Origin of the sequence: Saccharomonospora glauca K62, assembly GCF_000243395.2 — a bacterium.
Classification (GTDB): domain Bacteria; phylum Actinomycetota; class Actinomycetes; order Mycobacteriales; family Pseudonocardiaceae; genus Saccharomonospora; species Saccharomonospora glauca.
Window position 1 is genome coordinate 1,367,987 of the sequence record NZ_CM001484.1, and the last position, 14,026, is coordinate 1,382,012.

A 14,026-nucleotide genomic window follows, 5' to 3' on the forward strand; every position below is an offset into this window, starting at 1 on the left:
CATGTCCGCACGTCGGCTCGGGGTCATGGGCGGCACGTTCGATCCCGTCCACAACGGTCACCTCGTGGCCGCGAGCGAGGTACAGCATCGGTTCGGCCTCGACGAGGTGATCTTCGTACCCACCGGCCAGCCCTGGCAGAAGGCGGGCCGGGAGGTGTCCAAGGCGGAGGACCGTTATCTGATGACGGTCATCGCCACCGCGTCGAACCCGGTGTTCTCCGTCAGCCGTGTCGACATCGACCGGGGTGGCCAGACCTACACCGTCGACACCCTGCGCGATCTCCGCGCGGAGTATCCCGACGACGAGCTGTACTTCATCACGGGTGCCGACGCCCTGGAGCAGATCCTGACGTGGCGCGACGTGGACGAGCTGTTCGACCTCGCGCACTTCATCGGGGTCACTCGGCCGGGATACCAGTTGAACGGCCACCACCTGCCCAAGGGGCGGGTGAGCCTCGTCGAGGTCACCGCGATGGCCATCTCGTCGACCGCGTGCCGCGAACGCGTGCGCAACGGGGAGCCCGTGTGGTACCTCATGCCCGATGGTGTGGTGCGTTACATCAACAAGCGGAAGCTGTACCTGCCGAAGCAGTAACGCCGACGCGGACGGGGAAAAGCCGAGGTGACGTCGGCCCCGTCGGCGACGTCGGTGAGGAATAGTGCCTAGGGTGGACGCACCGCTGCGGGTAGGCTTTTTCGGCATACGTTCTACTCAGTAAGGAGCACCGTGGCAGCGACGGCCGAAGCTCGAGACCTCGCGACCGCGGCCGCGCGCGCGGCGGCGGACAAGAAGGCGACCGACGTGGTGCTGCTCGACGTGTCGGAGCGGCTCGTGATCACCGATGTCTTCGTGATCGCCTCCGCGCCCAACGAGCGGCAGATCGGGGCCATCGTCGACAACATCGAGGAGAAACTGCGCATCGCCGGTCACAAGCCGGTGCGCAGGGAAGGCGCCAGGGAAGGGCGCTGGGTGCTGCTCGACTACGTCGACGTCGTCGTGCACATCCAGCACACTGAGGAGCGCGCGTTCTACGGCCTGGAGCGGTTGTGGAAGGACTGCCCGCGCATCGAGGTGGACGGACTGGAGCCCGGCGACACGGACGGTGACCAAGGAGCGGACGCCTCGTGACGCTGCGGCGGCTCGTGCTGTGGCGGCACGGTGAGACCGATTTCAACGCGGCCGGGCGGATGCAGGGCCAGCTCGACTCGGCGTTGACCGAGGTCGGGTGGAACCAGGCGAAGTTCGCCGCGCCCGCGCTCGCCCGGTTCGAGCCGGACCTCGTCATCGCCTCCGACCTGCGGCGTGCCACCGACACCGCCACCGTGCTGACGGAGGCGTTCGACCTCCCGCTGCGCCTGGACAAGCGGCTTCGGGAGACCCACCTGGGGGAGTGGCAGGGGCTCACCGGCGCCGCCGTGGACGAGCGCGCGCCGGGGGAACGCGAACGCTGGCGTCTCGACGCCACGTGGGCTCCGCCCGGCGGCGAGTCCCGGCTGGAGGTCGCCGAGCGGGCCTATGAGGTGGTCGCCGACCTCCTGCACGGCGACGAGGACGTCCGGACCGTGTTGTTCGCCGCGCACGGCGGGCTGATCCTCGCGCTGACCGCGAAGTTGTTGCGGCTTCCCGTCGAGCTGTGGCCGTCGCTCGGGGGCATCGCCAACTGTCACTGGGTGGAGTTGGAGCGCCGGGACGACGTGTGGAGGCTGCGCGCGTACAACGCGGGAATCACCGGGTGAGTGATCACTCGCCCCGACTTCTGGTGTTCGGGGACTCGCTGAGTTTCCACGGACCGGAAGGCGGCCACCCGGCGGACGAGCCGAGGTTGTGGCCCAACGTCGCCGCGCGGGCGCTCGGGGGAAGCGCCGAGCTCGTGGCGGGTGCCGGGTGGACGGCTCGGGACGCGTGGTGGGCGATGATCGGCGACCCGAGGGTGTGGGCGGAACTGCGCCGCGCGGACGTCGTGGTGCTCGCGGTGGGAAGCATGGACACGGTGCCCTCGCCGTTGCCGACGTACCTGCGCACGGGGCTGCGGTACCTGCGGCCCGACCCGTTGCGGCGGGCCGCGCGCCGAGCGTACCGGGCCGCGCAGCCCGTGTTGTCGGTCGTGCTGCGGGGATGGCCGTCGGCGTTGCCCACTCGGTTGACCGTGCGTTACCTCGACACGGCGGTGTCGGCGTTACGGGTGCTCCGGCCGTCACTTCCCGTGGTGGGGTGGCTGCCGTCGGTGCATCATGCGGCCTCGTATGGCTATGTGCAGACCGCGCGGCCTCGCACCGCCGCCGCCATCGCGAGGTGGGCCGCCCGCGTGGACGTCCCGGTGCTGGACGTGCCCGCCGTCGTCGCCTCCCACGTTCTCGGCGGTCACGGCAATCCCGACGGAATGCACTGGGGGTGGGAGGGGCACGCGGCGGTGGGGGCGGCGATGGCCGACCTGATTCGCCCGCTCCTCACCCGACGAGGTAACGCCGCCACGAACGCCGATCGGCTCGGCCACGTAGGCTGACCGCGTGACGGTCGCGGTTGTCACGGACTCAACAGCCCACCTGCCCGAGGGGTTCGCGGAGCGGTACGGCATCGGTGTCGTGCCGTTGCACGTGCTCGTCGACGGCGTGTCCTCACTCGACGGTGTCGAGTTCGGTCCGGCGGCGCTGGCCGGGGCACTGGAACAGCGGAAGATCGTCACCACGTCGCGTCCCACCCCGGCGGCCTTCGCGGCGGCCTTCCGGGAGGCGTTGGACGGGGGCGCCGACGCGGTCGTGTCCGTCCACCTGTCCAAGAAGTTGTCCGGCACGTGGGAGGCCGCCGTGTTGGCGGCCCAGGAAGTGGGGCCCGACCGGGTGCGGGTGGTCGACTCGCGCACCGTCGCGATGGGGCTGGGGTTCGCCGCTCTCGAAGCCGCGGAGACGGCGCGGCGGGGCGCGGGCGTCGAGGAGGTCGAGGCCGCGGCCGTGGCCGCCGCCGAGGCCTCGGAGACGTTCTTCGTGGTCGAGACTCTGGAGTATCTCCGCCGTGGTGGGCGGATCGGGCACGCCGCGGCGTTGTTGGGCACGGCGCTCGCGGTGAAACCGGTGCTGCACATGGCGGAGGGGGAGATTCGTCCACTGGAGAAGGTGCGCACGATGCAGCGTGCGTTGAACCGGCTGGTGGATCTCGTCGCCGAGGCCGCGGGTGACGACGCGGTGTCGATCGCCGTGCACCACCTGGCCTCCCCCGACCGTGCCGCTCAGCTCGCCACGCGGATCGACGAGCGCGTGCCCGGTTCGACGGGGTGCGTGGTGTCCGAGTTGGGGGCGGGGGTCGGTGCGCACACCGGTCCCGGTGTGGTCGGGGTCGTGGTGCGCCGAGGCGTCCGGACGCGGTGAGAACCCCGTCGCGGGGAGCGAGTGGTTCCCGTCGCGACGGAAGTTGTCCACAGTCCCGTGGTTGTCCACAGGGGGTGGAACTTTCCCTCGTGGCGGGCGGTGTGGCGTTCGTAGCGTCGGAGGCGTGTTCAAGACCACAGCTGACTCCGTGCACCCCGAGGACCGTCGACAGCGGCGAGTAAAGGACGGCGACGAAGGGCCGGAACCGAGTGCGTCTCCTCGGGTGCGGCTGGCCCAGTTGGCCGCCGAGGTGCAAGGGCGTTCGGAGCACGCCGAGACCGCGGAGCGGTCCTCACCGCGTCATGGCGCTCCCCTCGGGGAGACGACGGTCGCCGGGCTCGTGGAGCGATGGAGGCCCGGTGCTCGACGTGCGGTGACGGGGCGCCGTGGGCGAGGAGTGATTGCCGCGGCCGTGATCGGCGTGCTGGGCGGCGGTGTCGTCACGGCGATGGTGCTCGGTAGCGCACCCGAGCCGGAGCGGCCGCCGCCACTGCCCTCCGTCCGGCAGGTGTCGGCGTCGCATTCGGTCTCTCCCCGTTCGTCCCCCTCGACGGTGCCGACCTCTCTCGTGGTCAGTGTCGTCGGCACCGTCGCCGAGCCCGGTCTGGTCACCGTGGAGCCGGGGGCCAGGGTGGCCGACGTCATCGAACTCGCCGGCGGGGCGAAGCGGGACACCGACCTGCTGACGGTGAACCTGGCGCGCCGGGTGTCGGACGGCGAACAGATCTACGTCGGTGTGACACCGCCTCCGGGGGTGAGTCCCCGCCCGTCCGGTGCGGAGGGAGCCCCATCGGCCACCGGCACCACGGGGAAGGTCGACCTGAACTCGGCCGATCGGGAGCTGTTGCAGACCTTGCCGGGCGTGGGGGAGGTGACGGCGGAGCGAATCCTGGAATGGCGCGAGCGACACGGCGGGTTCACGTCGGTCGAGCAGTTGCGGGAGGTCGACGGCATCGGCGCCAAACGGTTCGCGCGCCTGCGTGATCAGGTGACGGTCGGGTGACGGGGGACGACGGTGGTTCTGCGAGTCACCGGCCACCCGACCCCGGTGGAGGCGGGAAGGCACGACTGGCGGTTGGTCCCGGCTGCCGTGACGGTATGGGCGGGTACGGCGGCCGGGCTGTTGTGGGGTTGGTGGGCGTGCCCGGTTTGCGGCGTCGTCGCGGGCGCCGGTGCGGTGAGGCTGTGGCGGTGGGCGTCGCGTGGCGATCGGGACCGGCGTCGCTGGCGTCCCGCCGCCGGGGTTTTGCTGGTGTGCGGGCTGCTCACGGTGTGGCCGACCACGGCCCGGCTGTACGCCGCGGAGCACGATCCGTTGCGGGAACGGGCGCGACGAGGGGACGAGGTGTCATTGACGGCCGTGGTCGCGCAGCGCCCTCGGCCCGTGCACACGAGTGGGTACGGGGCGCGGCCCGGTGGAGTCCGGTCGGTGCTCGTGCCCGTCGACGTCGTGGCCGCGAGCTCCGGTGGAGAGGAGATCCCCTCCGCGGGCCGGGTGCTGTTCGTGGGAGACGCGAAGTTCTGGAGCGACGTCCGGGTCGGCCAGTGGGTGAGGGTCCGCGCGGAACTGGCACCCGCTCGTCCGCACGAGATGACGGTCGCGGTCGGGTACGTGCGCGAGCCACCCGAACCGGAGGGGGAACCGCCGTGGTGGCAACGTGCCGCCGAGGAGCTGCGGGAGAAGTTCCGGGCCGTCTCCGGCGTGTTGGGGGAGGAGCCCGCGGGGCTGCTTCCGGGGCTCGTCGTCGGGGACACGAGTGCGTTGCCCGAGCGCGTGGAGCGGGAATTCCTTACCTCGGGGATGTCGCATTTGACCGCCGTCTCGGGTTCCAACGTGGCCATCGTGTGCGGTGCGGTACTGGTGGTGGCGCGGATGTCGCGGTGCGGGCCGCGCACGTCGGCGGTGCTCGCCGGTCTCGCGTTAGTCGGTTTCGTCGTCCTCGTGGGCTACGAGCCGAGTGTCCTGCGCGCCGGTGTGATGGGCGCGGTGGCACTGCTCGCCTTGGTGTTGGGACGTCGGGGATCGGCCTTGCCCGCACTGGCCGCGGCGGTGTGCGTGCTCGGCCTCGCGGACCCGGAGATGGCCGTGAGCATGGGGTTCGTGCTGTCGGTGGTGGCCACGGCGGGGTTGGTGCTGGTGGCGCCGCGCTGGTCTCGGGCATTGGTCCGACGAGGACTGCCCGAGGGAGTGGCCGACGCGGTGGTGGTGCCGACGGTGGCGTTCCTGGTGACCGCTCCGGTCATCGCCGGCATGGCGGGCGAAGTGAGCCTGGTGTCCGTCGGCGCGAACCTGTTGGCGGCTCCGGTGGTGGCTCCGGTGACCGTGTTGGGCGCGCTGGCCGCGGTGCTCGCGCCGTGGTGGCCCGATGCGGCCGAGCTCGTCGTGCACGTCGTGGGGCCGGGAGTGCAGTGGTTGATCCTCGTGGCGCGACACGCGGCGGCGATTCCCGGCGCCGTGCTGCACTGGCCGTCGGGATGGTGGGGTGCGGGGCTCGCGGCACTCGCCGTGGCCGTGGTCGTCTGCGGGGTGCGGTATCGCCGAACCCGGTCGCTGCTCGTGCTTGTCGTGGTCGTGGTGGTCGCGCTCACCGTGTCCACGCGGGTGTGGGCGCCGGGTTGGCCACCCGACCGTTGGGTGCTCGTCGCCTGCGACGTGGGGCAGGGCGACGGTCTCGTGCTGGCCACGGGAGAACCGGGGCGGGTGGTGGTCGTGGACACCGGACCCGACCCGGCGTTGCTCGACCGCTGCCTCGATCGTCTCGACGTCGAGCGCGTGCCGCTGGTGGTCCTGACCCATCTGCATGCCGACCACGTCGGTGGGCTGGCCTCGGTGTTCGACGGCCGTGCCGTGGGAGCGGTGGCCGTGGGCCCGGGGCGCAGTCCGGCCTGGGCGTGGGACGACGTGCTCCGCGTGACCACCGCGCGCGGCGTACCGATGGTGGAGCTGACGGCGGGCGATCGGCTGACGTGGCCCGAACTCCGGCTCGACGTGCTGGCCCCCACCGCGCCGGTCGCTCCCCCCACCGAGGACGCCGACGGCACCGCGGTCAACAACGGCTCGGTGGTCCTCCGTGCCACGACACCAGCGGGCCGGGTCCTGCTGACCGGGGACGTGGAACTCGCCGCGCAGGCGGACCTGCTGGCGGCGGGGGAGGACCTTCGCGCGGACGTCCTCAAGGTGCCGCATCACGGCAGCAGGTACACGCTTCCGACCTTCCTTACGGCGGTGTCGCCGCGAGTCGCGGTCACCAGCGTGGGGGCGGACAACTCCTACGGCCACCCCAGTTCCGTGACGTTGCGGGCGCTTGCGGAGGCGGGAGCGCTGGTGGCCAGAACCGACACCGGGGGCGACACGGCCGTCGTGCTGGACGAAGGTGAACTCGCCGTGGTGGCGCGGGGTGCGGCGCCGCGACGACGGCCGTGTCGATCCGGAGGACTCAGTCGTCGAGCGCGGCCTGCACGGCCTCCACCGACGGCGGCACGGTGGCCTTGGGGCCGACGCGGTCGCCGAGGGCGTCGAGGGTCTTCAGTCCGTCTCCGGTGATCAGCAGCACCGTCTCGGCGTCCGGGTCGAGCTTGCCGGTCTCGACGAGCTTCTTCGCGGTCGCGACGGTGACGCCCCCGGCGGTCTCGGTGAAGATGCCCTCGGTGCGGGCCAGCAGCCGGATGCCTGCCACGATCTCGTCGTCGCTGACGTCGGCGATGGCTCCGCCCGTGCGACGCACGGTGTCGAGGACGTACGGTCCGTCGGCGGGGTTGCCGATAGCGAGCGAACGGGCGATGGTGTCGGGTCGCACCGGGCGCACCACGTCGTGTCCGTCGCGGAACGCCGCGGAGACCGGGGAGCAGCCGGTGGCCTGGGCGCCGAACACGCGGTACGGACTCGCTTCCACCAGACCGAGTTCACCGAGCTCCCGGAATCCTTTGTCTACTTTGGTCAGCTGGGAGCCCGACGCGATCGGCACCACGATCTGCTCCGGAATCCGCCAGCCGAGCTGCTCGGCGACCTCGAAGGCGAGTGTCTTGGAGCCCTCCGAGTAGTAGGGGCGCACGTTGACGTTGACGAACGCCCAATTCTCGTGCTCGGCGGCGAGTTCGGTGGCCAGCCGGTTGACGTCGTCGTAGTTGCCGTCCACCGCGATCAGGGCGCCGTCGTACACGGCGGTCGTGAGTACCTTCGCCCGCTCCAGTGACGAGGGGATCAGGACCACGGACTGCCAGCCCGCCCTGGCGGCGGCCGCCGCGACCGCGTTGGCGAGATTGCCGGTGGACGGACAGGCGAGGGTGTCGAAGCCGAACTCGCGGGCCGCGGCCAGCGCCACGGCCACCACCCGGTCCTTGAACGAGTGCGTTGGGTTGCCGGTGTCGTCCTTGACCCACAACCGGCGCACGCCGAGTGCCTTCGCGAGTCGGTCGGCGCGCACCAGCCGGGTACAGCCGGGCTCGGTGTTCGGGATCTCCTCGACGTTCGACGGAACGGGAAGCAGTTTCTTGTAACGCCAGATGTTGCGGGGCCCGGATTCGATGTCCTCCCGGCGCACGCGCCCGAAGTCGTAGGCGACCTCCAACGGAGAGAAGTCGTGCGGGGAGACGAACTCCGGAGCCAACGGCTGGCGGTGGCCCTCCTCCTTCGACACGAGTTCCACGGCGGGGCCGAGGTCGACGGCACGACGGGAGGATGTGGGCGCAATTGCGGTCATCGCGAGGTCCTTCCTCATCTTTCCCGCTGACGCGGGGCGGAATTGGCACCGATGCCGTCAGCTACCTCGCGGAATCCGAGATGACAGGCTGACGCCGGTTGCCGGGGCTTCAACGGGCCGGTCCCTCTGCCCCTCTGGATGAGCTATTCGGTTGTGGTCCGCCGGTGATCGCGGCGACGACACGTAGCGTACGGCATGGAGCGCGCCGCGCGCCATGTGCTGCGAACCGGCTCCCACATGGCAGGATCGAGACGTGAGTCGTCCAGTTACCACGCCCCCGCCACTGCATCTGGTGCTCGGTGAGGAAGAACTGCTCGTCGAACGAGCGGTCCGGGAAGCACTCGACACCGCCCGCCTGGCCGACCCGGCGGCCGACGCGACTCGCATCCCGGTGAGCGAACTCACCCCCTCGTACTTCGCCGAACTGGTGAGTCCCTCGCTGTTCAGCGAGGGTCGAGTCATCGTGCTCGACTCCGCCCAGGAGATCGGCCAGGAGAACGCGGACGCCGTGCTGTCCTACGTCGCCGACCCCGCGGACGGCATCGTGCTGATCGTGGTGCACAGCGGCGGCGGGCGGAGCAAGGCCGCGAAGTCGCTGCCCGCGGCGCTGCGCAAGGCGGGCGCCGTCGTCACGGAGTGCCCGAAGATCACCAAGCCCGCCGAGCGGGAGGCGTTCGTCCGCAACGAGGTCCGGAGGGCCGGCGGTCGGATCGACGCCGCCGGTGTGGTGGCGCTGATCGATGCCGTGGGCACGGATCTGCGGGAGCTGGCGTCGGCGGCGGCGCAGCTGGTGGCCGACTCGGGGGGATCGGTCGACGAGGAGGCGGTGCGGCGCTACCACCGCGGCCGCGCGGAGGTGACGGGGTTCCAGGTCGCCGAGAAGGCGGTGGCCGGTGACGGGGCGGCCGCGTTGGAGTCACTGCGCTGGGCTCAGCAGATCGGGGTCGCCCACGTACTGTTGGCCGACGCCCTCGCCGACGCGGTGCGCACGATAGCCAGGGTGTCCGCGGCCGGACGGGGGCACCCGAACCAGTTGGCGGGCGAGCTCGGCATGCCGCCGTGGAAGATCCGCAAGGCGCAGGGCCAGTCGAAGGGCTGGAGCTCCGCGGGGCTCGCCAAGGCCATGCGGGTGGCCGCGCGGGTGAACGCCGACGTCAAGGGCGCCGCGGCCGATCCGGGCTACGCCCTCGAACGCGCCGTCCTCGACATCGTGGCCGCCCGACGCCAGCGGTGATCGCGGCCTCGTAGACCGCGGGCGAACATGACGAAACCCCCGGCCGAGAGCTCGTGCCGGGGGTTGTCGGGCGCGGGTCCCTCAGAGCTTGTTGACGCGCTGCGCCATCGCCGACTTCTTGTTGGCGGCCTGGTTCTTGTGGATGACGCCCTTGCTGACAGCCTTGTCGAGCTTGCGCGCGGCCACCCGCTGCAGCTCCACGGCCTTCTCCTTGTCCCCGGCCTCGGCGGCCTCGCGGAACTTGCGGATCGCGGTCTTCACCGACGACTTGATCGACTGGTTGCGCAGACGGCGCTTCTCGTTGGTCTTGATGCGCTTCATCTGGGACTTGATGTTGGCCACGCGCGCTCCTTCATCTCTCGTGGTGGTTCGTTGCCGCGCTGTTACGGCCCCGGATCAGGGACGATCCGGGTTTCCTCCCCGGCGGAATGCCGCACGGCAACAGCTAAACAGCCTAACAACGTCACCACGCCGTGGAATGCCGTACCCCGGTGGGGGCGTGAGACCGTGGGGACATGGACGTGTTGAGCAGCCGAATTCTGCTGAATCCGAAGGACCCCGCCATCACCACGGCGTTCTACCGGGACATCCTCGGGTTGGCGATCTACCGCGAGTTCCCCGGTGGCACGGTCTTCTTCCTCGGCGGTGGCTTCCTGGAGATCGTCGGTCGGGGCGAGGCGGAGCGGACCGACGACGTCGCGCTGTGGCTGCAGGTTCGCGACCTCGCCGCCACGGTGGCCGAGCTGCGGGACAAGGGGGTCGTCCTCGATCGCGAGCCGCGCCGTGAACCGTGGGGACTCGACGAGGCGTGGTTGTCCGATCCCGACGGTACGCGGATCGTGCTGGTGGAGGTGCCGTCCGACCACCCCTTACGGGTCGACGTCCGCGCCCCTCGGTGAAGGCGGTCGCCACGACGTTCCCGGTGGCTCACCAGTGAGGTCACCGGTGAGGCCGGTACGTCCGAAGCTGTGCCGCCCGCGCCGCCAGTGGTCCCGGAGGCTGCCAGGTCCACGTCTGCGTGTCGGTGAATCCGGCGGCCTCCACCTCGGCCACCAGGTCGTGTCGGGTCACCGGTAGCCACTTCTGGTGCACCGAGAGCACCATCCGCCCACCGGGGCGGAGGACGCGGTGCAGTTCGGCGAACGCGGCGGGCCGGTCCTCCCACAACTGCACGTTGTTGACGCTTAAGACGACGTCGACGGAGGCGGGATCGACCCCGGTCCGGGCGGCAGTGGCGTGCCGTAGCACGACGGTGCCCGCCTCGACGGCGTCGGCGCAGCGCCTGGCACACAGCTCCAGCATCTCGTGCGAGGGGTCGACGCCGATCACCCGGTGAGCCCTGGCGGCCGCCTCCGCGAGCCCGACCCCCGGACCCGGTCCGACGACGAGCACGGTCTCCTCCGCCGTCAGTTTCGCGATCTCCACGACGTGGCGTTCGGTCGCCGCGTTCCCGCGGGCCATCACCACCCCGCCGAGTCGGCCCAAAGCGCCGCGGGGATGTCCGAAGGCGCGGTCGAGTACCTGTCCGAGAGAGCTCATACTCCGAGGTCAGCACGAAACCGTGCCGTGCGCATCGGGGATCACCCCGGAATTCGTGCGCGGCGCGGCATGGGAACATGGAGTTCACCAGCCACGAGTAACCCCGAGGTACGAGTGACACAACCACGCCCGTCAGCTGACGCCACGTTCACGCCGCCGGAGTTCATCCGCAACTTCTGCATCATCGCCCACATCGACCACGGCAAGTCGACCCTGGCCGACCGCATGCTGCAGCTCACCGGTGTGGTCGAGGAACGCACGATGCGGGACCAGTACCTCGACCGCATGGACATCGAGCGGGAGCGGGGCATCACGATCAAGGCGCAGAACGTGCGCCTGCCGTGGCGGTACGAGGGCCGGGACCACGTGCTGCACCTCATCGACACGCCGGGGCACGTCGACTTCACCTACGAGGTCTCCCGTGCCCTGGAGGCCTGTGAGGGCGCGATCCTGCTGGTGGACGCGGCGCAGGGCATCGAGGCGCAGACCCTGGCGAACCTGTATCTCGCCCTCGACAAGGACCTCCACATCATCCCGGTCCTCAACAAGATCGACCTGCCCGCCGCGGAGCCGGACAAGTACGCGGCCGAGCTGGCGGGCATCATCGGCTGCGAGCCCGACGACGTGTTGCGCGTGTCGGCCAAGACGGGCGAGGGCGTGCGGGAACTGTTGGACCAGGTCGTCGCCCAGGTGCCGCCCCCCGAGGGGGACCCCGACGCGCCGCCGCGGGCGTTGATCTTCGACTCCGTGTACGACACCTACCGTGGCGTGGTCACCTACATCAGGGTCGTGGACGGCAAGATCACGCCGCGGGAACGCATCAAGATGATGTCCACCGGCGCCACCCACGAGCTGTTGGAGGTCGGCGTCATCTCTCCGGAGCCCAAGGCGTGCGACGGGCTCGGCGTGGGAGAGGTCGGCTACCTGATCACCGGCGTCAAGGACGTCCGCCAGTCGAAGGTCGGTGACACCGTCACCTCGGACCGCAAGGCGGCCACCGAGCCGCTGGCCGGGTATCGCGAGCCCGTGCCGATGGTGTTCTCGGGCCTGTACCCGGTGGACGGCTCCGACTACCCGGACCTGCGCGAGGCGCTCGACAAACTGCAGCTGAACGACGCCGCGCTGAGCTACGAGCCCGAGACCTCGGTGGCGCTGGGGTTCGGGTTCCGTTGCGGCTTCCTGGGGCTGTTGCACCTGGAGATCACCAGGGCCAGGTTGGAACGCGAGTTCGGGCTCGATCTGATCGCCACCGCCCCGAACGTGGTCTACCACGTGTTCATGGAGGACGGCAGCGAGCACGTCGTCACCAACCCCTCCGACTGGCCGTCGGGCGGCAAGATCGCCGAGGTGCGGGAGCCGGTCAGCAAGGTCACCGTGATCGCGCCCTCGGAGTTCATCGGCGCGATCATGGAGCTGTGCCAGAGCAAGCGTGGCCAGCTCCTGGGCATGGACTACCTGTCGGAGGACCGGGTCGAGCTGCGGTACAAGCTGCCGCTCGCCGAGATCATCTTCGACTTCTTCGACGCGTTGAAGTCGCGTACCCGCGGCTACGCGTCGTTGGACTACGAGGAGGCCGGCGACCAGGCCGCCGACCTGGTCAAGGTGGACATCCTGCTGCAGGGCGAGCCGGTGGACGCGTTCTCGGCGATCGTGCACAAGGACGCCGCCTACTCCTACGGCAACCGGATGGCCTCTCGGCTGCGTGAGCTGATCCCCCGGCAGCAGTTCGAAGTGCCGATCCAGGCTGCTGTGGGGTCCCGCATCATCGCCCGCGAGACGATCAAGGCGATTCGCAAGGACGTTCTCGCCAAGTGCTACGGCGGTGACATCTCGCGGAAGCGCAAGCTGCTGGAGAAGCAGAAGGAAGGCAAGAAGCGCATGAAGACGGTGGGCCGCGTCGAGGTGCCGCAGGAGGCGTTCGTGGCCGCGTTGTCCACCGGTGACGGAGACAAGGGCGACAAGGGGAAGGGCAAGGGCAAGAAGTAGCCCGGCCAGTGGTCCACACCTGTGGCGTGTGGTTTCGTCCATAACCGGTGGGCGCGTCACACCGCCGGCGGGCCTCTTCGTACGCTGGTGCCATGTTCGACAGCCTGCGCGTGCCCGTGATCGCCGCGCCGATGGCCGGTGGCCCCTCCACGCCCGAGCTCGTCGCCGCGGTGGGGCGAGCCGGAGCCTTCGGATATCTGGCGGGTGGGTATCTCACCGCCGCGAATTTGGCCGAGCAGATCGCCACCGTGCGGCGCCTATCGGACGCCGCGTTCGGCGTGAACCTGTTCGTGCCGGGGATCCGCTCCACTATGGACCTGAGCGCGTACGTCGAGCGGATGGAGCACGAGGCACGGCGGTACGGGATCGAGGTGGGCGAGCCGCGGTGGGACGACGACGGCTACTCGGCGAAGCTCGACCTGCTGGTCGAGGCGCGGGTGCCCGTGGTCTCGTTCACGTTCGGGCTGCCCGCCGGTTCGGACATCGAACGGCTGCACGAGGTGGGCACCACCGTGGTCGTCACGGTGACGTCGCCGGAGGAGGCGCGCCAGGCGGCGGAGATCGGCGCCGACGCGCTGTGCGTGCAGGGTTTCGAGGCGGGCGGCCACCGGAGCGTGTTCGCCGACGACCCGGCCGACCCCTACGGCGGCCCGTTGTACGGCTTGCTGGCGAACGTGCGACTGTGCGCGGCGGTCACCGACCTGCCACTGGTGGCGGCGGGAGGCATCGTGCGGGGAGCCGACGTGGCGGCCGTGGTGACGGCCGGAGCGGTGGCCGCGCAACTGGGGACCGCGTTCCTCCGGGCCGACGAGGCGGGGACGAACCCCACCCAGCGCCGGGCACTCGCCGCCGGTGACCGTCCCACGGCGGTGACGCGGGCGTTCAGCGGCCGTCCCGCGCGCGGGCTGGTCAACCGGTTCCTGCGGGAGCACTCCGAGCAGGCGCCCGCCGCCTACCCGCAGTTGCATCGGCTGACCAAGCCGATCCGGGCAGCCTCCGGCCGGGCGGGTGACCCCGAGGCCATGTCGCTGTGGGCGGGCCAGACCTACCCGCTGGCCGAGGAGGGACCCGCCGAGGCGATCGTCGACCGGTTGTGGAACGAGGCGCGCGAGGCCCTGCGCGGGGCGACCCGCCGCTTCGAGTAGACGCCCACGCGGTCGGACGGTTCCGGAAGGACGGGCAAGCGACGTTTCGACGGGACGGC

General features: G+C 70.7%; 14 protein-coding genes and 1 riboswitch. Of the genes, 11 read left to right on the forward strand and 3 right to left on the reverse strand.

The window, feature by feature from the left end:
- The first annotated feature begins 1 nt into the window (after position 1).
- From nadD to SACGLDRAFT_RS06595, 7 genes are all read left to right on the forward strand, one after another.
- Entirely contained in the window at positions 2–595 is a 594-nt protein-coding gene (gene nadD, locus SACGLDRAFT_RS06565; protein ID WP_005462903.1) for a nicotinate-nucleotide adenylyltransferase, read from the forward strand.
- A gap of 132 nt (positions 596–727) precedes the next feature.
- Positions 728–1,129: a ribosome silencing factor gene (gene rsfS, locus SACGLDRAFT_RS06570; RefSeq protein ID WP_005462905.1), complete on the forward strand. Its 402-nt coding sequence runs from the start codon at positions 728–730 to the stop codon at positions 1,127–1,129.
- Positions 1,126–1,737 (forward strand): histidine phosphatase family protein, encoded by a 612-nt coding sequence (locus SACGLDRAFT_RS06575; protein ID WP_005462907.1) that lies wholly within the window; start codon positions 1,126–1,128, stop codon positions 1,735–1,737. The genes rsfS and SACGLDRAFT_RS06575 overlap by 4 nt, the downstream gene beginning before the upstream one ends.
- Positions 1,734–2,504 carry a diglucosylglycerate octanoyltransferase gene (gene octT / locus SACGLDRAFT_RS06580; RefSeq protein WP_005462909.1) on the forward strand — a complete coding sequence of 257 codons (771 nt, stop codon included), beginning with the start codon at positions 1,734–1,736 and terminating at the stop codon, positions 2,502–2,504. The genes SACGLDRAFT_RS06575 and octT overlap by 4 nt, the downstream gene beginning before the upstream one ends.
- 4 nt (positions 2,505–2,508) lie before the next feature.
- Positions 2,509–3,363: a DegV family protein gene (locus SACGLDRAFT_RS06585; protein WP_005462910.1), complete on the forward strand. Its 855-nt coding sequence runs from the start codon at positions 2,509–2,511 to the stop codon at positions 3,361–3,363.
- Positions 3,364–3,487: 124 nt separating this feature from the next.
- The gene (locus SACGLDRAFT_RS22650; RefSeq protein ID WP_232284087.1) at positions 3,488–4,366 is read left to right on the forward strand and encodes a ComEA family DNA-binding protein; all 879 of its coding nucleotides are present in this window, start codon (positions 3,488–3,490) and stop codon (positions 4,364–4,366) included.
- Positions 4,367–4,378: 12 nt separating this feature from the next.
- Positions 4,379–6,907, forward strand: coding sequence for a ComEC/Rec2 family competence protein (locus tag SACGLDRAFT_RS06595; protein ID WP_005462913.1), 2,529 nt, complete (start codon positions 4,379–4,381; stop codon positions 6,905–6,907).
- Here the strand turns inward: SACGLDRAFT_RS06595 and thrC are convergent.
- On the reverse strand, positions 6,801–8,063 hold the full coding sequence (thrC, locus tag SACGLDRAFT_RS06600; RefSeq protein WP_005462915.1) for a threonine synthase: 1,263 nt from the start codon (positions 8,061–8,063) through the stop codon (positions 6,801–6,803). The genes SACGLDRAFT_RS06595 and thrC overlap by 107 nt on opposite strands.
- An 11-nt stretch (positions 8,064–8,074) precedes the next feature.
- Positions 8,075–8,208: riboswitch (SAM riboswitch) on the reverse strand.
- A gap of 108 nt (positions 8,209–8,316) precedes the next feature.
- On the opposite strand from thrC, the gene holA reads away from it, so the two are divergent.
- Positions 8,317–9,297, forward strand: coding sequence for a DNA polymerase III subunit delta (holA, locus tag SACGLDRAFT_RS06605; protein WP_005462917.1), 981 nt, complete (start codon positions 8,317–8,319; stop codon positions 9,295–9,297).
- Positions 9,298–9,378: 81 nt separating this feature from the next.
- Here the strand turns inward: holA and rpsT are convergent, their stop codons facing one another.
- Positions 9,379–9,639 carry a 30S ribosomal protein S20 gene (gene rpsT / locus SACGLDRAFT_RS06610; RefSeq protein WP_005462919.1) on the reverse strand — a complete coding sequence of 87 codons (261 nt, stop codon included), beginning with the start codon at positions 9,637–9,639 and terminating at the stop codon, positions 9,379–9,381.
- Positions 9,640–9,812: 173 nt separating this feature from the next.
- Between rpsT and SACGLDRAFT_RS06615 the strand changes: the two genes are divergently transcribed.
- A complete protein-coding gene (locus SACGLDRAFT_RS06615; RefSeq protein WP_005462921.1) occupies positions 9,813–10,196 on the forward strand; it encodes a VOC family protein in 384 nt (127 codons plus the stop codon).
- Between the two features lie 40 nt (positions 10,197–10,236).
- On the opposite strand, the gene SACGLDRAFT_RS06620 is transcribed toward SACGLDRAFT_RS06615, so the two are convergent.
- Complete coding sequence (locus SACGLDRAFT_RS06620) at positions 10,237–10,836, reverse strand: class I SAM-dependent methyltransferase (protein WP_040918678.1); 600 nt, start codon at positions 10,834–10,836, stop codon at positions 10,237–10,239.
- Positions 10,837–10,950: 114 nt separating this feature from the next.
- Between SACGLDRAFT_RS06620 and lepA the strand changes: the two genes are divergently transcribed.
- Entirely contained in the window at positions 10,951–12,822 is a 1,872-nt protein-coding gene (gene lepA, locus SACGLDRAFT_RS06625) for a translation elongation factor 4 (protein ID WP_005462925.1), read from the forward strand.
- Between the two features lie 92 nt (positions 12,823–12,914).
- The gene (locus SACGLDRAFT_RS06630) at positions 12,915–13,967 is read left to right on the forward strand and encodes an NAD(P)H-dependent flavin oxidoreductase (protein ID WP_005462927.1); all 1,053 of its coding nucleotides are present in this window, start codon (positions 12,915–12,917) and stop codon (positions 13,965–13,967) included.
- Positions 13,968–14,026: the final 59 nt, after the last annotated feature.